This window comes from Pseudomonas sp. Pseusp9 (genome assembly GCF_059491265.1).
This window is the reverse complement of the sequence record NZ_CP168500.1, coordinates 1,482,003-1,503,580: the sequence shown is the minus strand read 5'-3', so window position 1 is coordinate 1,503,580 and position 21,578 is coordinate 1,482,003. Positions and strand designations below refer to the sequence as shown.

Annotated in this window: 17 protein-coding genes; 5 read left to right on the top strand and 12 right to left on the bottom strand. The window is 60.1% G+C overall.

The annotated features are described in order from the left end of the window. The first annotated feature begins 102 nt into the window (after positions 1-102). Positions 103-1,434 (top strand): putative porin, encoded by a 1,332-nt coding sequence (locus tag ACEN8E_RS06805; RefSeq protein WP_495591950.1) that lies wholly within the window; start codon positions 103-105, stop codon positions 1,432-1,434. Between the two features lie 177 nt (positions 1,435-1,611). Here ACEN8E_RS06805 and ACEN8E_RS06800 read toward each other — a convergent pair whose 3' ends face one another. From ACEN8E_RS06800 to aceK, 3 genes are all read right to left on the bottom strand, one after another. Further along, positions 1,612-2,733, bottom strand: coding sequence for a beta-ketoacyl-ACP synthase III (locus ACEN8E_RS06800; RefSeq protein WP_495591949.1), 1,122 nt, complete (start codon positions 2,731-2,733; stop codon positions 1,612-1,614). A gap of 357 nt (positions 2,734-3,090) precedes the next feature. Further along, positions 3,091-7,002, bottom strand: coding sequence for an ATP-dependent RNA helicase HrpA (hrpA, locus tag ACEN8E_RS06795; RefSeq protein WP_495591948.1), 3,912 nt, complete (start codon positions 7,000-7,002; stop codon positions 3,091-3,093). A gap of 114 nt (positions 7,003-7,116) precedes the next feature. Then, the gene (gene aceK / locus ACEN8E_RS06790; RefSeq protein ID WP_495591947.1) at positions 7,117-8,835 is read right to left on the bottom strand and encodes a bifunctional isocitrate dehydrogenase kinase/phosphatase; all 1,719 of its coding nucleotides are present in this window, start codon (positions 8,833-8,835) and stop codon (positions 7,117-7,119) included. Between the two features lie 179 nt (positions 8,836-9,014). Between aceK and ACEN8E_RS06785 the strand changes: the two genes are divergently transcribed. After that, positions 9,015-9,923, top strand: coding sequence for a DMT family transporter (locus ACEN8E_RS06785; RefSeq protein WP_495591946.1), 909 nt, complete (start codon positions 9,015-9,017; stop codon positions 9,921-9,923). 114 nt (positions 9,924-10,037) lie between these two features. Here ACEN8E_RS06785 and ACEN8E_RS06780 read toward each other — a convergent pair whose 3' ends face one another. The 5 genes from ACEN8E_RS06780 to ACEN8E_RS06760 all read right to left on the bottom strand — a co-directional run bounded on the left by ACEN8E_RS06780 (position 10,038) and on the right by ACEN8E_RS06760 (position 14,408). Beyond that, the gene (locus ACEN8E_RS06780; protein ID WP_495591945.1) at positions 10,038-10,901 is read right to left on the bottom strand and encodes a DMT family transporter; all 864 of its coding nucleotides are present in this window, start codon (positions 10,899-10,901) and stop codon (positions 10,038-10,040) included. A gap of 481 nt (positions 10,902-11,382) precedes the next feature. Then, positions 11,383-12,321, bottom strand: a complete 939-nt coding sequence (locus ACEN8E_RS06775) for an aspartyl/asparaginyl beta-hydroxylase domain-containing protein (RefSeq protein WP_495591944.1) — start codon at positions 12,319-12,321, stop codon at positions 11,383-11,385. Positions 12,322-12,587: 266 nt separating this feature from the next. After that, complete coding sequence (gene cysK, locus ACEN8E_RS06770; RefSeq protein ID WP_495591943.1) at positions 12,588-13,562, bottom strand: cysteine synthase A; 975 nt, start codon at positions 13,560-13,562, stop codon at positions 12,588-12,590. 127 nt (positions 13,563-13,689) lie between these two features. After that, positions 13,690-14,190, bottom strand: a complete 501-nt coding sequence (locus tag ACEN8E_RS06765) for a DUF2442 domain-containing protein (RefSeq protein ID WP_495591942.1) — start codon at positions 14,188-14,190, stop codon at positions 13,690-13,692. Continuing rightward, entirely contained in the window at positions 14,178-14,408 is a 231-nt protein-coding gene (locus ACEN8E_RS06760; protein ID WP_495591941.1) for a DUF4160 domain-containing protein, read from the bottom strand. The genes ACEN8E_RS06765 and ACEN8E_RS06760 overlap by 13 nt, the downstream gene beginning before the upstream one ends. Positions 14,409-14,613: 205 nt before the next feature. On the opposite strand from ACEN8E_RS06760, the gene ACEN8E_RS06755 reads away from it, so the two are divergent. Then, the gene (locus ACEN8E_RS06755; protein WP_495591940.1) at positions 14,614-15,459 is read left to right on the top strand and encodes an AAA family ATPase; all 846 of its coding nucleotides are present in this window, start codon (positions 14,614-14,616) and stop codon (positions 15,457-15,459) included. A gap of 12 nt (positions 15,460-15,471) precedes the next feature. Next, complete coding sequence (locus ACEN8E_RS06750; protein ID WP_150673544.1) at positions 15,472-16,650, top strand: vWA domain-containing protein; 1,179 nt, start codon at positions 15,472-15,474, stop codon at positions 16,648-16,650. 104 nt (positions 16,651-16,754) lie between these two features. On the opposite strand, the gene ACEN8E_RS06745 is transcribed toward ACEN8E_RS06750, so the two are convergent. From ACEN8E_RS06745 to ACEN8E_RS06730, 4 genes are all read right to left on the bottom strand, one after another. Then, entirely contained in the window at positions 16,755-17,681 is a 927-nt protein-coding gene (locus tag ACEN8E_RS06745; protein WP_495591939.1) for a 5-oxoprolinase subunit C family protein, read from the bottom strand. Further along, positions 17,678-18,382 (bottom strand): 5-oxoprolinase subunit PxpB, encoded by a 705-nt coding sequence (pxpB, locus tag ACEN8E_RS06740; RefSeq protein ID WP_495591938.1) that lies wholly within the window; start codon positions 18,380-18,382, stop codon positions 17,678-17,680. The genes ACEN8E_RS06745 and pxpB overlap by 4 nt, the downstream gene beginning before the upstream one ends. Beyond that, positions 18,379-19,131 carry a 5-oxoprolinase subunit PxpA gene (locus tag ACEN8E_RS06735; RefSeq protein WP_495591937.1) on the bottom strand — a complete coding sequence of 251 codons (753 nt, stop codon included), beginning with the start codon at positions 19,129-19,131 and terminating at the stop codon, positions 18,379-18,381. The genes pxpB and ACEN8E_RS06735 overlap by 4 nt, the downstream gene beginning before the upstream one ends. Positions 19,132-19,204: 73 nt before the next feature. Then, positions 19,205-20,491: an MFS transporter gene (locus tag ACEN8E_RS06730; RefSeq protein ID WP_495591936.1), complete on the bottom strand. Its 1,287-nt coding sequence runs from the start codon at positions 20,489-20,491 to the stop codon at positions 19,205-19,207. Positions 20,492-20,637: 146 nt separating this feature from the next. Here ACEN8E_RS06730 and ACEN8E_RS06725 point away from each other — a divergent pair, with 146 nt between their 5' ends. After that, positions 20,638-21,567 (top strand): LysR family transcriptional regulator, encoded by a 930-nt coding sequence (locus ACEN8E_RS06725; RefSeq protein ID WP_495591935.1) that lies wholly within the window; start codon positions 20,638-20,640, stop codon positions 21,565-21,567. Positions 21,568-21,578 lie beyond the last annotated feature (11 nt).

The window sequence follows — 21,578 nt, the reverse complement described above, 5'->3', positions numbered from 1 at the left end:
GTTTTTAGAGCGCCGGGTTATACCCGGCCACTGTTTTCCGCCCCTTACGGTCGGTTGTGTCCCGGATGGCTCTGTCATCCCCTCTCATCTTCGGAGATTGATATGCGTCTTGCTTCCACGAAAACTGCGGCGGCCTTGTGCGGTGGCCTGTTGCTGGCCATGAGTGTTCCGGCCAGTGCCGCAGTCGACGCCAAACTGCTCGACATGCTCAAGGCTAACGGCTCGATCACCAACGCGCAGTACAGCGAACTGCAAGCCGAGCTGGCCAGGGATCAGAAAGACCAGCAGATCGCCCGTCAGGCTCAGCAAGAGACCAACGAGCAAATCGCGGCCACCGCGAAGAAAACCGAGGCACTGAGCACCTTCGACCAGAAGCTGGCGTGGGCCGCCAAGACCCAGTTCAAGGGTGACGTACGTTTCCGTGAAGAAACCGTACACAACGATGGCGTGCCAAACAACAAGGACCAGGACCGTCAGCGCATTCGTGCCCGCCTGGGTGCCTACAGCGAAATCAACCCGCAAGTCGACACCGGTATCCGTATCGCTACCGGCAGCAACGACGACGCTCGCTCGACCAACCAGGACCTGAACAACTACTTCGACAAGAAGCAGATCTGGCTGGACCAGGGTTACATCGACTACCACCCTGACGCGATCAAGAACCTGCACCTGGTTGGCGGCAAGATGCCGCAACAATGGGTGAGCATGGGCGACATCATCTGGGATAGCGACATCAACCCTGAAGGTCTGGCCGTCACCTACAAGTACCCGCTGAGCGGCAGCACCGAGCTGTTCGGTAGCGCCGGCCACTACACCCTCAAGGACAACGTCGACGGTGAAGGCGTGCAGTTCAAGCATGACCTGCGTCTGTACGCTGGCCAGCTGGGCGCGCGCTTCGCCATCACCGACAGCATGAAAATGACGTTGGGTGGCAGTATCTACTCCTACGGCAACGACAAGGACAGTGCCTGCCCTACCAGCGGCACCGTCACTACGCCATGCGCCCTGGCCGTCAACGGCAACAGCCCGAACGAAACCTTCAAACTGTACGAAGGCTTTGGCCAGTTGGACTTCACCAACCTGCCGGTACCGCTGTCGCTGTACGGTCAGTACGTCAACAACACCGATGCCAGCAACGACCAGGACACTGGCTGGCTGGCCGGTGTGAAGTCCAAGGTCTACGGCTTCAACCTGGACTACAACTACCGCGACGTGCAGCGTAACGCTGTGGTGGGTGCCTTCACCGACTCCGACTTCGCCAACGGCTTCACCGGTTCGCGCGGCAGCAAGCTGAAAGTGAGCTACGACCTGGACAAAAACTTCGCCCTGGGCGCGACCTACTTCATGGCGACCTCGGACCAGACCAACGCCAACATCAAGAAAACCGATTCGGACATCAACACCCTGCAACTGGATGCCGAAGCGAAGTTCTGATTCACCCCGCTACACGACTCGGGCAAGGAAGCCTGAGCCCCTTTTACAGCCTGGCGTTGTTATCTCGGTCCCCATCATCCTCCGATATAACAACGCCAGGCTGTTTCTGTTTTCTCGTTGTACTTGCGCAAAAAAAATCGCAGCCATTGGCTGCGATTTTTTTTACCGCGAGCAATTTCAGCGCTTGCGCAGCAACACACTACCAATCGAATAACCGGCGCCGAACGAGCTGAGCACGGCCAGCGAGCCGGCGGGCAGATCGTCCTGGTTCTTGTGGAACGCAATCACGGAACCGGCGGAACTGGTGTTGGCGTAGGTGTCGAGAATCACCGGGGCTTCCTGTTCGGTGGCGTCGCGGCCCAGCAGCTTCTTGACGATCAGGTGGTTCATGCTGAGGTTGGCCTGGTGCAGCCAGAAGCGCTTCACGTCGCTGATGTTGAGCTGGTTCTCCTGCAGATGCTCAGCGATCAGCTCGGCCACCATCGGGCAGACTTCCTTGAACACCTTGCGGCCTTCCTGCACGAACAGTTTGTCCTTGGCGCCGATACCCTCTTCCGCCGCGCGGTTGAGGAAGCCGAAGTTGTTGCGGATGTTATTGGAGAACTTGGTCAGCAGCTTGGTGCTGACGATGTCGAACTGGTATTTGGACGTCGCCAGGTCGGCACGTTCGATGATTACCGCGGTGGCGGCATCGCCGAAGATGAAGTGGCTGTCGCGGTCACGGAAGTTCAGGTGGCCGGTGCAGACTTCCGGGTTGACCATCAGGATCGCCCGGGCCTGGCCCAGTTGCACGCTGTTGGCGGCGGTCTGGATACCGAAGGTTGCCGAAGAACACGCCACGTTCATGTCGAAACCGAAACCCTGGATGCCCAGCGCTTCCTGGACTTCGATGGCAATGGCCGGGTAGGCACGTTGCAGGTTGGAGCAGGCGACGATCACGCCGTCGATTTCCGCCGCGGTCTTGCCGGCGCGCTGCAAGGCTTGTTCGGCCGCACCGATGGCCATCTGGCAAAGCACCGACCACTCGTCGTTGGTACGCTCCGGCAGGCGTGGGGCCATGCGTTGCGGATCGAGGATGCCGTCCTTGTCCATGACAAAGCGGCTCTTGATGCCGGAAGCTTTTTCGATGAAAGCGGCGCTGGACTCGGTCAACGCTTGCACTTCACCACGCGCGATGGCATCGGCGTTGTCGGCGTTGAATTGCGCGACGTAGGTATTGAAAGACTGGACCAGCTCTTCGTTGGAAATGCTGTTGGCCGGGGTGTACAGGCCGGTGCCACTGATGACGACGTTATGCATGGTCGTGTCTCTGATCTGTTCAGGCTGAAAGTATTGGCACCGTCGTACCAACACACAAAGGGTCTATTCCCATCCGGGGGGACGCAAACCTGGCATCGCTTTATTCCTGCTCGCAACCGGGTCGAAGGCTCTGGGTCGCGAAACTGGCGTTTATGGTCGCGAAGTTTGCCATAAACCTTGGGTTTTGGCGCCTTTTGCTGGTGAACTGGCTGGCTGATACCGGCAACGTCAACTGTGGGAGCGAGCCTGCTCGCGATGGAAGCAAGAACGCCGCGGGGTGTCAGTCATCCCGCGTTATCGTTGACGACCATCGCGAGCAGGCTCGCTCCCACAGGGGCCAGGTGTTCAGGAGTCGGGTCAGGGTTCGACTTGCGTCCACTGCTTGTTCAGCCGCTTGTCGGAGATCGGCACCTTGGTTCCCAGTTGCTGGGCAAACAGCGAAACCCGGTATTCCTCCAGCCACCAGCGGTACAACTCCAGCTGCGGATCGCGCTTGCCTTCCTGGGCGTGTTTGCCGGCGCGGGTCTGGTATTGCGTCCACAGGCCGCTCAATTCGCCGCTCCAGACCCGGTCGCGCTGCACCTGGGCAGCGATTTTTTCGAAGCGCTGCTCGATGGCCTTGAGGTAACGCGGCAACTCCTTGAGCCACTGCATCGGCGTTTCCCGGACAAACCCCGGATAGACCAGGTGGCTGAGCTGCTGCTTGATGTCGTTCAGGGCCACGGCTTGCGCCAGATCGATCTTGCCCTTGAAGCGTTTTTGCAAGCCGTGCCAGAGCTTGAGGATTTCCAGGGTCAGCTTCGCCACACGCTCGGCGTGCTCGGTCCAGGCGCCACGCTTGCGTTCAGCCAGGGACGCCAGACCCGCGCCATCACGAGGCAGCGGGTCTTCGCCTTCCAGAATGCAGCTGTCGAGGCTGGCCAGCAGAATGTCTTCCACCAACGCATCGACACGCCCCATGTCGCGATACAACAGACCCAGTTCGGTGAGGCCCGGCAACTTGCCGCGCAGGAACTTCGCCGATTCGGCCAGTTGCTGCATCAGCAGGCGTTGCAGCGCACGGCGATGCTGGAACTCGGCTTCGGCCGGCGTCGAGAAACGTCCTTCCTTGACCGTGCCCGCCTCTTCCACCAGCGCCGGATACACCGTCATCGACAGCCCGGCGATCTTCTGTTGGGTTTTTTCGGCGACGGCGGCGAACACTTTCGGCTCCACCGGTTGCTGGCTTTTCGCGGTTTGCGGGACGGCCAACGCAGCCTGACTGGCTTCGGCGAAACGCGCAGTCAGCTCGGCCAGATCGCGACCTTCACCGAGGAACTTGCCCTGGCCGTCGACGATTTCCAGGTTCATCCGCAGATGGCTTTCGACCTGCTGCGCCGCCTCGGCCCAGGCCTCATCGCTGACCCGCGCACCGGTCATGCGCAGCAGCTCGCGCCCCAGGGCCTGGGGCAGCGAGCCCTCGGCAAAGGTCATGCGCTGCAAGGCCGCCTTGACGAAGTCCGGCACCGGTACGAAGTTCTTGCGCAAGGCCTTGGGCAAGTTGCGCACCAGCGCAATGCACTTGGCTTCGATGACACCCGGCACCAGCCATTCCAGGCGCTCCGGTGGCAGCATCGGCAACAGCGGTGCCGGCACGCGCAGGGTCACGCCGTCCCGTGGATGGTTGGGTTCGAAGTGGTAGTTGAGGGCCAATTCCAGGTCGCCGATGTGCAGCGTATCCGGGTAGTGCTGGGCGGTGACTTCACTGGCTTCTCGGGCCAGCACGTCCTCTTCGCGCATGATCAGCAGCTGCGGGTCTTTCTGGCTGTTGATCCGATACCAGCTGTCGAAGGTCGCCGTCTGGTGAATCTCCGCCGGCAGTCGCGCGTCGTAGAAGGCGAACAGGGTCTCTTCGTCGGCAAGAATGTCGCGACGACGGGCCTTGGCTTCCAGTTCGTCGAGTTGTTCCAGCAACTGTTTGTTGGCGGTCAGGCACTTGGCCTTCGACTGAATCTCACCGCGCACCAGCCCTTCGCGGATGAACAATTCACGAGACACCACCGGGTCCACCGGGCCGTAATGCACCGGCCGACGGCCGACCACGATCAACCCGAACAGGGTGATCTGCTCGAACGCCACGACCTGGCCGCGCTTTTTCTCCCAGTGCGGTTCGAAATGGTTTTTCTTGATCAGGTGCCCGGCCAGCGGCTCGATCCAGTCGGCGTCGATCTTCGCCACCATGCGCGCGTAGAGCTTGGTGGTTTCCACCAGTTCGGCGGTCATCAGCCACTGCGGACGCTTTTTACCGATACCCGACGACGGATGAATCCAGAACCGCCGCTGACGTGCACCGAGGTAATCGCCCTCTTCGGTTTTCTGGCCGATCTGGCTCAGCAACCCCACCAACACGGCTTTGTGCAGTTTCGGATAGTCCGCCGGCTCTTTATTGAGGCTCAACTGCATGTCGCGGCAGATCAGGCTCAGTTGACGATGGGAGTCGCGCCATTCGCGCAGGCGCAGGTAATTCAGGAAGTTCTTGCGGCACCAGTTGCGCAACGGGCTGGCGCTCAGGGCCTGGCGCTGCTCTTCGAAACCGCGCCACAGATTGACCAGTCCGGCGAAGTCAGAGTCGGCGTCTTTCCACTGGGCGTGGGCCTGATCGGCCGCTTGCTGACGCTCCGGCGGACGCTCACGCGGGTCCTGGATCGACATGGCGCTGGCGACGATCAGCACTTCCTGCAGACTGCCGAGTTTCGCCGCTTCCAGCAGCATGCGGCCCATGCGCGGGTCCACCGGCAGTCGCGCCAGTTGACGACCGAGGGGCGTCAATTGACTGTTGCGGTCCACCGCCGAGAGTTCTTGCAGCAGGTTGAAACCGTCGCTGATGGCCTTGCCATCTGGCGGCTCGATGAACGGGAACGCGGTGATCTCGCCGAGGCGCAGATGCAGCATCTGCAAGATGACCGCCGCGAGGTTGGTGCGCAGGATTTCCGGATCGGTGAATTCCGGCCGACCGAGGAAATCCTCTTCGCTGTACAGGCGTACGCAAATGCCCGGTTCGACCCGTCCGCAACGGCCCTTGCGCTGGTTGGCGCTGGCCTGGGAAATGGCTTCGATTGGCAGGCGCTGAACCTTGGCCCGGTAGCTGTAGCGGCTGATGCGTGCGGTGCCGCTGTCGATCACGTAACGGATGCCCGGCACGGTCAGCGAGGTTTCCGCGACGTTGGTCGCCAGGACCACGCGACGGCCCGGGTGCGACTGGAAAATCCGCTGCTGCTCGGCCGGCGACAGGCGCGCGTACAACGGCAGGATTTCAGTGTGCTTGAGCTGGGCCTTGCGCAGCATGTCGGCGGCGTCGCGAATCTCGCGCTCGCCCGGCAGGAACACCAGCACGTCACCGGGACTGCGCCGCTCGCTGCGCTCATAAGCGGCGATTTCGTCGAGAGTGGCGAGGATTGCCTGATCCACCGTCAGGTCGTCCTCGACACGGTTGCCCTCTTCGTCCTGCTCCAGGGTCAGCGGGCGGTACCAGGTGTCCACCGGGAAAGTACGGCCGGACACTTCGACAATCGGCGCATCGTCGAAGTGCTTGGAGAAGCGCTCCAGGTCGATGGTCGCCGAGGTGATGATGACCTTCAGGTCCGGACGCCGTGGCAGCAGGGTTTTCAGGTAGCCGAGCAGGAAGTCGATGTTGAGGCTGCGTTCGTGGGCTTCGTCGACGATGATCGTGTCGTAGCGTTCCAGATAGCGGTCGTTCTGGGTTTCCGCCAGCAGGATGCCGTCGGTCATCAGCTTGATCAGGGTGTTGGCATCGCTCTGATCCTCGAAACGCACCTGATAGCCGACCAGCGCGCCCAGCGGCGTGCCGAGCTCTTCAGCCACCCGGCTGGCGACGCTGCGCGCAGCGATCCGGCGCGGCTGTGTGTGGCCGATCAAGCCATGCTGGCCGCGACCGATTTCCAGGCAGATTTTCGGCAACTGGGTGGTTTTACCCGAACCGGTTTCACCGGCGATGATCAGCACCTGGTGCTTTTCCAGCGCTTTCTTGATTTCGTCGCGCTTGGCGGCGATCGGCAGGCTGTCGTCGTAACGAATCACCGGCAGGCTGGCCTTGCGCGCCAGCACCTGATCACAGGACGCCTGCATGCGCGCCACCCACTGGGCCAGCTTGGCCTCGTCGGGTTTCTTGCGCTGCTCAAGCAACTGCCGCCGCAGCCGGTGGCGGTCGGCGAGCATGGCGTGATCGAGGTTTTTCAGCAGTTTGTCGATGGAGGGCGATTCGTCGGTCATCGGGTACGCAATTCAGTCGTCTAGTGGCGCAGGGTGGCGATTGTCGCAGATTTAAAGGACAAGCGAGATCCCTTGTAGGAGCAAGCTCGCTCCTACAAGGGATGCGTACCGGTGCTACTCGCTATCGAGGCCCTTGCGCCGATACGGGAACACATCGATCACCTTCCCCGCCCGAATCGCCTCTTGCAGGCTCTTCCAGTAATCGGCGTTGTACAACTCGCCATGCAGCTGGTCGAACAACCGGCGCTGCCCCGAATCGGCAAACAGGAACGGCGGAAACTCTTCCGGGAATACGTCCAGCGGCCCGATCGAATACCAGGGTTCGGAAGCCATTTCGTCTTCCGGGGTACGTGGTTGCGGGATGTGCCGGAAGTTGGCCTCGGTAAGAAAGCAGATTTCGTCGTAGTCGTAGAACACCACCCGGCCATGACGGGTAACGCCGAAATTCTTCAACAGCATGTCGCCGGGAAAGATGTTGGCCGCCGCCAGTTGCTTGATCGCCAGCCCGTAGTCCTCCAGGGCCTCGCGCACCTGCGCCTCGTTGGCGTTTTCCAGGTAGAGGTTCAGCGGGGTCATGCGTCGCTCGGTCCAGCAGTGACGGATCAGCACGGTGTCGTCTTCCACCGACACCGTGGACGGCGCGACTTCCAGAAGCTCCTCCAGGCACGCCGGGTCGAACTTGCTCAGCGGGAAACGAAAATCGGCGAACTCCTGGGTATCGGCCATGCGCCCGACCCGGTCGACGCTCTTCACCAGACGGTACTTTTCGATCACCGTGGCGCGGTCGACGTTTTTCGACGGCGAGAAACGGTCCTTGATGATTTTGAACACGGTGTTGAAACCCGGCAGCGTGAACACGCTCATGACCATGCCGCGCACACCGGGGGCCATGATGAACTGGTCGTCGGTGTTGGCCAGGTGATTGATCAGGGCCCGGTAGAACTCCGACTTGCCGTGCTTGTAGAAGCCGATGGAGGTGTACAGCTCGGCAATGTGCTTGCCCGGCAGGATCCGCCGCAGGAAGCCGATAAACTCCGCCGGCACCGGCACATCCACCATGAAATACGAGCGGGTGAAGGAGAAAATGATCGACACGTCCGCCTCGTCGGTGATCAGCGCATCGATCTGGATGCCGCGCCCTTCGAGGTGCAGCAATGGAATTGCCAGTGGCCATTGCTCGTCGGCGGTATAGATGCGCCCCACCAGGTACGCGCCTTTATTGCGGTACAGCACCGAGGAAAACAGCTCGACGCTCAACTCCGGGTCCTTGCACACCCAATCCGGCAGGTTCTCGCGCAGTTGCGCTTCGAGGCGGCGCAGATCCCCGGGCAGGTCGGCGTATTCTTCGCTGAAGCGGTAGTCGGCGAAAATGCTCGCGAGCATTGCCGACAATTGGCCTTGCGGCTTGTAGGTGCGGGTTTGCGCGGCCCGGGCACGGCGCAGGCTCGGCCGGGTGGTGTGGATGAACATGCAGCCGTCGCTGATCAGGTCATGGCTGAACAACCCGCAGAAGATCGAGTTGTACCAGGTCTCGGACAGTTCATCGTCGAAGCGCAGGTCGATCAGGCTGATGTAGGCGCTTTTGACCAGCGGCCAGCAGCTGACGTCCAGCGTGTCGGCGTCAAAGGCAGTGCGAAGTCGCTCCACCGTTTCAGCGACTTTTTCTTCGTACAGATTGATTCGTGCCGCCGACGCCGATTGCGTCTCTTGCCACAGGGCCTGCTCGAAACGGGCCCGGGCGCCGTCGGTTATCTGGCGAAAATGCTCGCGGTAATCGTCAAAGCCATCGAGGATCAAGCGGGCGATGTCGGCGGCTGGCCATTGCTGCGGCATGTTGAGACCTCTGCGGGAATTCGGAAGGCTTGAGCTTAGCCAGTGAACCGGGTGCAGGAGAAGCGTAATTTTCCGGCCGCCGCGTCATCGACGCCCTGAAGAGTTCAATGCCCGGTTTTCGGTTGCCAGACTCAAGGCGCTCGGCAACACTCACGTCCCCAACAAGGAAGGAGTACACCGTGAGCCCTGTCGATATTGTTCGGATGCTGTCACTGGCAGCTATCTGGGGTGCGAGCTTCCTGTTCATGCGGATCATCGCCCCGGTGATTGGCACCGTTCCCACAGCTTTTTTCCGCGTCTCGATTGCCGCTGTCGGGTTGGTGGTGATACTCGGCCTGCTGCGTGTCCGCTGGGACTTCAAGGGCAAGCTCAAGACCGTGATGCTGCTCGGCGTGCTCAACTCGGGCTTGCCGGCAACGCTCTACAGCGTCGCGGCACTGGTGCTGCCTGCCGGTTATTCCGCGATTTTCAATGCCACCACGCCACTGATGGGCGTGCTGATCGGTGGCCTGTTTTTCAGTGAAAGGCTCACCGCCGCCAAGCTCGGTGGGGTTTTCCTCGGGCTGCTCGGCGTCGGCGTCCTGACCCGCGCCGGTCCGGTGGCATTCGACATGCAACTGCTGATGGGCGCCCTCGCCTGCCTGCTCGCCACCACTTGCTACGGTTTTTCCGGGTTTCTCGCCCGGCGCTGGCTCGATCAGGCGGGTGGGCTGGACAGTCGACTGTCAGCGCTGGGCAGCATGCTGGGCGCGACCCTGTTCGTATTGCCGTTGTTCGGCTACAGCGTGATCAGCCAGCCACCAGCGAGCTGGGGTGGATGGAAGGTCTGGTTGTCGCTGCTGGGACTGGGGCTGGTGTGTACCGCGTTTGCCTACATCATTTACTTCCGGCTGCTCAGCTCGATCGGCCCGGTAAAGTCGTCGACCGTGACCTTCATGATCCCGCCATTCGGGGTGTTGTGGGGGGCTATGTTTCTCGATGAACCGCTGTCGATGGCGCATATCTATGGCGGGATGTTGATTGCAGTGGCGTTGTGGTTGGTGTTGAAGCCGGCTGCCGTGAAACCGGGTTTGGTGGCTGACCGATAGTTTTATAGTGCTGCTTATAACGCCTTCGCGGGCAAGCCCGCTCCCACAGGTTCAAGCGTTAAACACAGAGTTGGTGGACGACTCGAATCACTGTGGGAGCGGGCTTGCGCGCGATTACGCGGTTTTACGGAAGACGAATACCAGACCGACGATAATCAACAGCATGCCGAACAGGCTCAACATCGCCAGGCGATTGCCGAAGATCAGATAGTCCATCACCGCCGTTACCGCTGGCACCAGGTAAAACAGGCTGGTGACGTTCACCAGATTGCCCCGGGCGATCAAGCGGTACAGCAACAACGTCGCCAGCACCGACACCACCAACCCCATCCACAGCACCGGCAGGATGAAACCGCTGCCGTGTTCGAAGTGAAACGGCTGGAAAGGGACGAAAAACCCGCACAACAACAGCCCCGCGAGGTACTGCACCGGCAGCGTACCGAGGGGATTGTCGGTGATGCGTTTCTGCATGATCGATCCGAACGTCATGCTCGCCAGCGCGAGCAAACCGAACAGCATCCCGGCCAGCGACATCCCGGCCAGTCCGATGCCCTGATAGACCACCATGATCAATCCGCTCAGCCCCAGGGCCAGACCGAACATCCGGCTCCAGGAGCGTTGACGCTCCATCAACACCACAGTGAGGATCGGCTGCACGCCCATGATGGTCGCCATCACTCCGGGCGTGACCTTGAGGTCGAGGGCCAGCAGATAGAAAATCTGATAAGCCCCCAGCAACACCACCCCGGTGGCCATCGCATACAGCATCGGTTTGCCGCCCTTGGGCAACTTCAGCTTGAGCAACGGCACCAGCAACACCAGGCCGCAGAGCGCGATGACGAAACGGAACATCAGGAAGGCGAAGGGCGACGCATGGGCCAGCCCCCATTTGGAGAAAATCGCCCCGCTGCTCCACAGCAGAACGAACAGGCTCGTGGACGCCGCCGCGAGCGCGGACTTTTTCGAAAGGACAAACATGAAGACCACCTGTAGTCAGGCAAAAAGCCAACTCAGCCGAAGCTGAAATTCAGTCGTTTTGTTCAGGCAGGCAGGGGAACAGCAGAAAGCGGCTGATCAGCCCGAAATGCCAACGCCTGGCGGTGAGACCACCGCGCACACTGGCGTGCGACTGACAGGAGGGGGGTAATGACTGATCTGCCCGGGCTGCTGATTCCCGCACGGCACGACGCCAGCGTTGACCGCTGAATCGACTACCGCGTTGATGTGGGATGCAGGCATTGGGCTGATCTTTGCTCGAGGGATAGAGAAGTGAGTCCGAAACTCACCGTGCGCCGACTATAACCAGCGTTCGACATGGATTGCAACGACTTGGCCAAAAGGCCAGTCATGACAGTCGGCAGAGTCCGCATTGCGCAGTTTTTTTGGGGGGCTGGATTCCGTGAAGAGCCATAAAAAAACCGCTCACAACGAACGGTTTTTTTGTTTCCAGGAGCGCATGTCAGCCAAACAGCCAATACCCCAACAACGTCAGCACTGCCACCGCCAGTACCGGGCGTAGTACACGGTAGGCCTTGGGATTGCGCCGCTTCCATTGCTTGACCATACCACTGAATTTATCGCTGGAATTCTTGCTCCAGGCATAGGCCTGGTTGATCCCGCCCACACGTTCGTCGTCCAGGTTCTGAGGAGCGGTGGCACGACCCAGCCAGGCGCTGATACTGCGATTGATGCGGGTCATGAAGCGATTGCTCAGTGGACGCTCGATATCGCAGAACAGGATGACCCGGGTCTTTTCCGTTTCATTCTTGACCCAGTGCACGTAGGTCTCGTCGAACATCACGTCCTCGCCATCGCGCCAGGCGTAAACCTGCCCGTCGACAAAGATGCGGCAATCATCAGAGTTCGGGGTGGAAAGACCCAAGTGATAACGCAAGGAACCGGCAAACGGATCGCGATGCGGGTTGAGATGGCTGCCGCCCGGCAGCAGCGCAAACATGGCGCCTTTGACGTTGGGAATACTGCTGACCAACTCCACGGTTCTCGGGCACAAGGCCGCGGCAGACGGCAGCGGTTTGTCATACCACTTGAGGTAGAAACGCTTCCAGCCCTTCTTGAAGAACGAGCCAAAACCGGCGTCGTTGTTCTTTGCCGCCGCACGGATATACCCCTCGTCGAACAAGTGCATCGCTTCGTCGCGAATCACTTCCCAGTTGTCCTTGAGCACATCCAGTTCCGGGAACTTCGTGCGATCCAGATACGGTTTCGAAGGCACGCCGGAAAACAGGTACATCAAGGCGTTATAGGGGGCGAACAGTGCCGAATGGTTCACGAACTGGCGCAAAACCGGCAAACGCGCCTTGCCGCGTAAATGCACATAGAGGGTGCTGCCGAGAAACAGCAGCAACAACGAGGCCTTCGCGGCAAACGATAAGGTCATCAACAACTCCTTTGAAGATAAGCGACACATGCGCCACGTCCATTGCCCGACATGGCTGCTGACATGATAAACACTACCGACCAGATGAAAAACCTACACTTTTCAACATTCAATGTTAATGAATGTGCAACAAAACATTTCCTAGCATAAGACGCCTGAACGCGGGCTGATGCAGATCAATCATCAACCGGCCCTGTTCAATTGATCGCAACCAGCGATGACGCCTCAACCATCAGCGCCGGCCACGATCCGCCAATGTTCAGCGTTTACTGCTGATTCTCCTGGTCGGTGAACAGATCACTGAACAGCATGCTCGACAGGTAACGCTCACCGGAATCCGGCAGGATCACGACGATGGTCTTGCCCTGCATTTCCGGGGTCTCCGCCAGCCGAACGGCGACTGCCATGGCAGCGCCGCAAGAGATCCCGGACAAAATCCCTTCTTCCTGCATCAGACGCAAGGCCATGGCCTTGGACTCTTCGTCGCTGACCAACTCCACCCGATCGACCATCGACAAATCGAGGTTCTTCGGCACAAAACCGGCACCGATGCCCTGGATCTTGTGCGGGCTCGGCTTGATTTCTTCACCGGCCAGGGCCTGGGTGATCACCGGCGACACCGCCGGCTCCACTGCCACCGAGAGTATCGGCTTGCCCTGGGTATTCTTGATATACCGTGAAACTCCGGTGATGGTTCCACCGGTTCCGACGCCTGCCACCAGCACGTCGACCGCGCCGTCGGTATCGTTCCAGATTTCCGGGCCGGTGGTTTTTTCGTGGATGGCCGGGTTGGCCGGATTGTCGAATTGAGCCGGCATGAAGTACTTCGACGGGTCGCCGGCAACAATTTCACCGGCTTTCTCGATGGCCCCCTTCATGCCTTTGGCCGGCTCGGTCAATACCAGTTCGGCACCCAATGCCTTGAGCACCTTGCGGCGCTCGATACTCATGGACGCCGGCATGGTCAGCATCAGTTTGTAGCCCCGGGCGGCGGCCACGAAGGCCAGGCCGATACCGGTATTGCCCGAGGTAGGTTCGACGATGGTCATGCCCGGCTTGAGTTTGCCACTGCTCTCGGCATCCCAGATCATGTTCGCGCCGATCCGGCACTTGACCGAGTAACCGGGATTGCGCCCTTCGATCTTGGCTAGGATGGTCACACCACGCGGCGCAATGCGATTGATCTGCACCAGCGGCGTGTTGCCGATGGAGTGGGCGTTGTCAGCGAAAATGCGGCTCATGGCTGGGTCCTTAACGACAGCATTGAAATAGGGCATCAAGGTAAGCCTCTTGCCCGCAGGCGTCCAGTCAGGTCGGACGCCCGCTTATCAGTGAAATCAATGGCTTTGGAACGAAGCCGGATGCAGGTTAATTTTTGCGTGTGACGGTGTACCGGCCAGTGTCTTCTGCCGCACGGGGCGAATTCGATTGCTGTTGCAGGAAGTCCCAACCCAGGCAGGCCAAGGCTAACGACCGCGGCACCTTTTCGCGACCACTGCTATATCGGGTGATGCTGCGGGTACTGACCCCCAGTGCTTCAGCCGCCTGATGAAGCGATAACCCGGTGCGCGCACGCCAATCAATAAAGATTCGGGTGTTTTCGTCGGCAGCATTTTGCGCCAAGGCATCCAGGTAGAGAGTGTCCGCACCAATCTGGATATCAAGTTCAGGCCATTCGACACTCCAGCCATCGTCACCCAGCGCTGCATGGTCAAAGGCGACTCCCAGCAAGGGCTGGAGACCTGGATAGGCATGCAGGTCGCGGCTCAAATCGAGAATCAGTTGCTGACCATCGATAAACGTCAGCGCCAGACGATAATCCGCCAACGCTTGCACTGCCGATAGCCGTGGTCGTTTCATGAGTAGCATCGTTTCCAGTTCTCCAGCGATTGAGTCTGGTGGGCTCTGACCCAGTCCAGAGCTTCCCTGAGAATCAGCGGCGGCGCCTTGCCCACCATCACTTCGACAGTTTCCAGGCTCAGCATGACGTCCAGCCCGCCACCCGTCAGATGAACGTGCGGCGGTGGATGATCCTTTTCGCGCAACTGAATGCGATACGTATCTCGAAATCGGTATTTGGTAGACATGCCCGGCATGCTATCGCCAATATGGCGATACAAATATACTGGCCAACAGCCGAGACTGAGTCAAGATGTGACGCTCCATTCAGAGACTGAATACGCCGTCTGCGTTCACAGTCGACCGGGCACCGCGTTATAGTCGGGGCTGACTCTTTTATTGCGCCCCCGCCCTGCCGCGTTCAGGTCGGCGTTACCGTTCGAGGATTAGCAGATGAAGTTCGAAGGCACCCAGGCCTACGTCGCCACCGATGACCTGAAGCTGGCGGTCAACGCCGCCATCACCCTGGAGCGGCCGCTGCTGGTCAAGGGCGAACCGGGCACCGGCAAGACCATGCTCGCCGAGCAACTGGCCGACTCCTTTGGCGCCAAGCTGATTACCTGGCACATCAAGTCCACCACCAAGGCTCACCAGGGCCTGTACGAGTACGACGCGGTCAGCCGCCTGCGCGATTCGCAGCTGGGCACGGAAAAGGTCCACGACGTTCGCAACTACCTGAAGAAGGGCAAGCTCTGGGAAGCCTTCGAATCCGAAGAACGGGTGATCCTGCTGATTGACGAAATCGACAAGGCCGACATCGAATTCCCCAACGACCTGCTGCAAGAACTCGACAAGATGGAGTTCTACGTTTACGAGATCGACGAGACCATCAAGGCCAAGAAGCGCCCGATCATCATCATTACCTCCAACAACGAGAAAGAGCTGCCGGACGCATTCCTGCGCCGCTGCTTCTTCCACTACATCGCGTTCCCGGATCGCACCACGATGCAGCGGATCGTCGACGTGCACTACCCGAACATCAAGAAAGACCTGGTCAGCGAAGCGCTGGACGTGTTCTTCGACGTGCGCAAGGTACCGGGCCTGAAGAAAAAGCCTTCGACCTCCGAGCTGGTGGACTGGCTGAAATTGCTGATGGCCGACAACATCGGCGAAGCGGTGCTGCGCGAACGCGATCCGACCAAGGCCATCCCGCCGCTGGCCGGTGCGCTGGTGAAAAACGAACAGGACGTGCAACTGCTGGAGCGTCTGGCGTTCATGAGCCGTCGCGGCACCCGCTAAGAGGCTGATGCCATGCTGCTCAACCTGTTCAATGAAATGCGCGCAGCCAAGGTACCGGTCTCGGTGCGAGAGCTGCTGGACCTGATCAACGCGCTGAAACAGCGCGTGACCTTCGCCGACATGGACGAGTTCTATTACCTGTCCCGGACGATCCTGGTGAAGGACGAAAAGCATTTCGACAAGTTCGACCGGGCGTTCGGAGCCTACTTCAATGGCCTGGAAAAACTCGACGACCACCTGCAGGCGCTGATTCCCGAAGACTGGTTGCGCAAAGAGTTCGAACGCTCGCTGACCGATGAAGAGCGGGCAGCGATCCAGTCCCTCGGCGGCCTGGACAAGCTGATCGAAGAGTTCAAGAAACGCCTCGAAGAACAGAAGGAGCGCCATGCCGGTGGCAACAAGTGGATCGGCACCGGTGGTACCAGCCCGTTCGGTTCCGGGGGGTTCAACCCGGAAGGCATTCGGGTCGGCGACGCCGGCAAGCGCCAGGGCAAGGCGGCCAAGGTCTGGGACCAGCGCGAATACAAGAACCTCGACGATTCGGTCGAGCTCGGCACCCGCAACATCAAGGTCGCCCTGCGCCGCCTGCGCAAGTTCGCCCGTCAGGGTGCGGCGGAAGAGCTGGACATCGATGGCACCATCGATCACACCGCCAAGGATGCGGGGTTGCTGAACATCCAGATGCGGCCGGAACGGCGTAACACCGTCAAGCTATTGCTGCTGTTCGACATCGGCGGCTCGATGGACGCCCACGTGAAGATTTGCGAGGAGTTGTTCTCGGCCTGCAAGACCGAGTTCAAGCATCTGGAGTACTTCTACTTCCACAACTTCATTTATGAATCGGTGTGGAAGAACAACATGCGCCGCACCTCCGAGCGCACCTCGACCATGGACCTGCTGCACAAGTACGGCGCCGACTACAAAGTGATCTTCATCGGCGACGCCGCCATGGCGCCCTACGAAATCACCCAGCCGGGCGGCAGCGTCGAGCACTGGAACGAAGAAGCCGGTTACGTGTGGATGCAGCGGTTCAAGGAGAAATACAAGAAACTCATCTGGATCAACCCGTATCCGAAAGATACCTGGGGCTATACGTCGTCGACCAATATCGTTCGGGATTTGATCGAGGATCAGATGTATCCGCTGACGTTGCGGGGGCTTGAGGAAGGGATGCGGTTTCTTTCCAAGTAAAGATTTTTGTTGTCTGTAATGCCGCCTTCGCGAGCAGGCTCGCTCCCACAGGGTCTTATGTACGACAAAGAACCTATGTGGGAGCGAGCCTGCTCGCGAAGCTTTTAGCGGTCTGAAAATCGGCGCAAATACTCGATTTGCTCTCGATGAGCGACCTCTTGCACAACTGGTTTTAGTCGAACCTGCGCCCCCGGCAAACATTGCGCCAGCCGCGCCAGCGCCAGCGGCGTCAACGCTCCCAGACGCGGATAACCGCCAATGGTCTGCCGATCATTGAGCAGTACGATCGGCTGCCCGTCCGGCGGCACCTGCACGGCCCCCAACGGGATGCCTTCGGAAATCATCGGCTTGCCCTGGTACTGCAACGCCGGACCCAACAGGCGAATACCCATTCGGTCGGCACGGCTGTCGAGGCTCCACGCGCTGTTGAACGCATCGAACAGGCTCTGCCCGCTGAATTCACCGATCTGTGCACCGAGGACCAGGTCCAACGGAGTATCGAGGTTCAGGTCCGGCCGCTGGTCTGCGGTCATTTCCCGCAGCAACATCACCGAATTGCCCGAATAGCTCAATGACGCACCTTTACCCAGCGCATGACCCATTCCGTCCAGGCCGCCGAGTTCCTCACGAATCACCGTCGCACTGCTGCCCAGCACTTTCGGTGCATCAAACCCACCCGGTGCCGCCAGATAGGCCCGGGCACCGAGCAATGGTTGAGTGAATTGCAAACGCTGTCCTTTATGCAGCCTGAAACTGCGCCACGGTGCCAGCGCCTCGCCGTCCACCTGCGCGCCAAGATCCGCTCCAGCCAAGGCCAGCACACATTCTTCCTCGGCAACGACGGTGAACCCGCCGAGGGTGATTTCGATCACCGGCGCATCCAGTCCGTTGCCCAACAGCCAGTTGGCCCAGGACATCGATCGCCAATCGGCCGCTCCACCCTGGGTCACACCCAGATGCCGCACGCCGAATCGACCGGCATCCTGCAACAGGCACAGCGCTGTGCTCGCTTCAATCGTCAGACGGCTCATGCCAGGGCCTCCAGTGGCGTATCGTCACCGCCCAGGTTAATGAACTCGGCATGGCCGACTGCTTCGAACCGGACGGTATCGCCGGGTTGCATCAGGCTATAGCCGTCGCGGTTGCGATCGAACAACCTGGCCGGCGTGCGGCCAATCAGGTTCCAGCCGCCCGGCGAAACGACCGGATAAGCCGCCGTCTGCCGTTCGGCGATGCCGACACTGCCGGCGGCGACTTTCTTGCGCGGCGTGCTCAGACGCGGCGCGGCGAGCACCTCTTCCACCAGCCCCATGAAGGCGAAACCCGGCGCAAAACCCAGGGCGAACACCTGGTACTCACGCTGGCTGTGACGACGGATCACCTCCTCCACCGCCAATCCGCTGCGCTGCGACAACAGGTTCAGCTCCGGCCCGACGCTCGAGTCGTACCACACCGGCAACACATGACAGGTACCGCGAGTACGCGCATTGGGCGACAGATCGATCAACGCCAGGGCAATCAATTCCCGGGCCTGGGCGGGACTCAGTGCGGTCAAGTCGTAATGCACCATCAATGTGGTGTAGGACGGCACCAGGTCGATCAGATGCGCCCCGAATGCCGCGCGCAGACTTTCACTGGCCGCCAGCATCCATGGCATGTTGGCTTCGGCAATTTCATCGAACAGGCGCACCATCAGGCAATCCAGCGCCACCACTTCCACCCGCAGCTTCATGATGCGCTCTGCCGGTTCAAGGCTTCACGGATGCGTTGCACGGCTGCGACGGAACTGGCGTTGTCGCCGTGCACGCAAAGGGTATTGGCTTGCAAATGCAGGGCGCTGCCATCGCTGGCGGTGAGCTGACCGCCACGGGCAATGGTCAGTGCCTGCTCGATGATCCTTTCCGGATCGTGATGCACCGCTCCCGGCAATTGGCGCGAGACCAGCCTGCCGGCGTTGTCGTAAGCCCGATCGGCGAAGGCCTCGAACCACAGCGTCACGCCGTATTCATCGCCCATTTGTTGGGCGGCGCTGTTGTCTTTGGTCGCCATCAGCATTAATGGCAAATTGCGGTCGTAGGCCGCCACTGCTTGCAAGACGGCGCGCAATTGCACCGGGTTGGCCATCATGTCGTTGTACATCGCGCCATGGGGCTTGACGTAACTGACCCGGCCGCCCTGAGCCCGGCAGATGCCGTCGAGGGCGCCGATCTGGTAATGCAGAATGTCTTGCAGTTCCTGGGTGGCATACGCCATGGAACGGCGGCCAAACCCCACCAGATCCTGATAGGCCGGATGTGCACCAACTTGCACACCGTGGCTGAGGGCCAGGCTGACGGTCTTGCGCATGACGCTCGGGTCGCCGGCGTGAAAACCGCAGGCGATGTTGGCGCAATCGATGAAGGGCATGATTTCTGCGTCCAGACCCATGGTCCAGCTGCCGAAACTCTCGCCGATGTCGCAGTTCAATAGCAGGCGGCTCACGCGGAACACTCCTGTAGGCTTTATTCTTTTTTGCTGCGGGACATATCTGTAAGACACGCCCGCAGGTTATCAGTTACTGGGCGTCGAGTTGCTTGCCGCGGGTTTCCGGCAGGCTCAGGGCCGCGAGGATCACCACGCCATAGGAAACTGCCGCAAAGGCACCGATGCCTACGCTCAGCGGCACGGTCTGGCTGAGCAAGCCGATCAACAGCGGGAACAACGCCGCCAGTGCCCGGCCGATGTTGTAGCAAAAGCCCTGGCCCGAACCGCGAATGCGCGTGGGGAACAACTCAGTCAGGAACGCGCCCATGCCACTGAAGATCCCCGAGGCAAAGAAGCCCAGCGGAAAGCCCAGCCACAGCATCACGCCGTTGCTGACCGGCATTTGCGTGTACAGCAACACAATGGTGAACGAGCCGACGGCGAACAGGATGAAGTTCTTTTTGCGTCCGAGGATGTCGGTCAGATAGGCGCTGATGACATAACCGACGTAGGAACCGACGATCACCATCGCCAGATAACCACTGGTATTGAGGACGCTCAAGCCCCGCTCGTTTTTCAGAAAGGTCGGTAGCCAGGACGTGATCGCGTAGTAACCGCCCAGCGCGCCGGTGGTCAGCAACGAAGCGCGAATCGTGGTGAAGAGCATGCCGGGGGCGAAGATCTCGTAGAACTTCGACGGGTTGCTCGGCTCCTGCCTGGCTTTGGCTTGTCGATAGATTTCCGGATCCTTGACCAGGCGGCGGACGAAGATCACGAAGATTGCCGGCACGATGCCGAGGATGAACAGCGCACGCCAGGCGTCTTCCGGAGGCAATACCGAGAACAGCAACGCATACAGAATCGCGGTCAGCCCCCAACCTAGCGCCCAACCGGACTGCACCATGCCAACCGCCTTGCCGCGATCCTGGGCCCGAATGACTTCACCGATCAGTACCGCGCCGGCCGTCCACTCGCCGCCGAAACCGAAGCCCATCAGGGTCCGTGCGATCAGCAGTTGCTCGTAGCTCTGGGCAAAGCCGCAGAGAAAGGTGAAGAAGGCAAACCACAACACCGTCAGTTGCAAGGTGCGTACACGACCAATGCGGTCGGACAGAATCCCTGCCACCCAACCACCGATGGCCGAAGCGATCAGCGTACTGGTATGAATCAGCCCGGCTTGACCGGTGGTGATGCCCCACATGGCGATCAGGGTCGGCACCACGAAGCTGAGCATCTGGGTGTCCATGCCGTCCAGGCCATAGCCGATCTTGCAGCTCCAGAAGGTGCGGCGCTCCTGCTGATTGATGTTGCGATACCAGTCGAAAGGTCCCGGGCGGGCCGAGGCTTTCGGAATGGCAGTGGTGTCGGGCGCACTCATGGCAAATCTCCGCGCTGATTTTATTGGTATTGTTCTGAGCCCCGACGACGCCTATCGTGGGAACCGGATGCGTCGATTCTTGGATGCGCGCCCCTGTTGCGTCCAACTAATAAAAACCCGCCTTAGACATAAGAAATCTTTATCCCATGAACCTGAAGTTTCTCGAGACCTTTGTCTGGGTTGCCCGACTCAAGAGTTTCCGCCTGACCGCCGACAAGCTCTTCACCACTCAGGCCTCGATCTCCAGCCGCATCGCCGTGCTTGAAGGCGAGCTCGGGGTCAAGCTGTTCCTGCGTGATTCGCGCGGCGTGAGCCTGACGCCCGAAGGCCTCAAAGTGCTCGATTACGCCGAGCAGATGATGGACACCATGCAGGCACTCAAGCAGTCGATCGAGACCCGTTCGAGCAAGGCCGGACGGGTGCGCATCGGCGTGATGGACACGGTGATCCATACCTGGCTCAGCCCGTTGGTGGCGCAGATGACCGATCACTACCCGCTGGTGGAAATCGAACTGGTGGCCGACACCTCGCTCAACCTCTGCGATCAGCTGCAAAAAGGCTTTCTCGATGTAATCCTGCAGACCGACCTGCTGCGTCAGGAAAGCGTGCGCAGCCTGGAACTGGCCAGCCACCCCATGGGCTGGATCGTCGCCAGCAATTCCCTGTACAACCGCGAGTATTCCGGCGTCGCCGATCTGGCGAATGAGCGGATCATCACCTACTCGAAAAACTCCCATCCGCATCAGGAAGTGCTCGCCCTGATGCAGGCCAATGGCGTTTTGGCGCCGCGGCTCAATTGCGTGAATTCGGTGTCGGCGATTACCCGCTTGTTGCGCGATGGCTTCGGTATCGGCGCCTTGCCACCGGTGCTGGTGGCCGAGGAATTGGCGCGCGGCGAACTGACCTTGCTGGACATCGATCAGCGACCACCCGACTTGCAGGTAGTGGTGTCATGGCGGGTGGGCGTTGAGTGGGGCGAGGAGATCGTGACGTTGTGCCAGCGCGTAGTGGAGCACTATGCGCAGAAGGTGGGCGAGCACTACATGATTTTGAGCAACCCCCTGACCAGCCTCTGAAGGGAGATTCC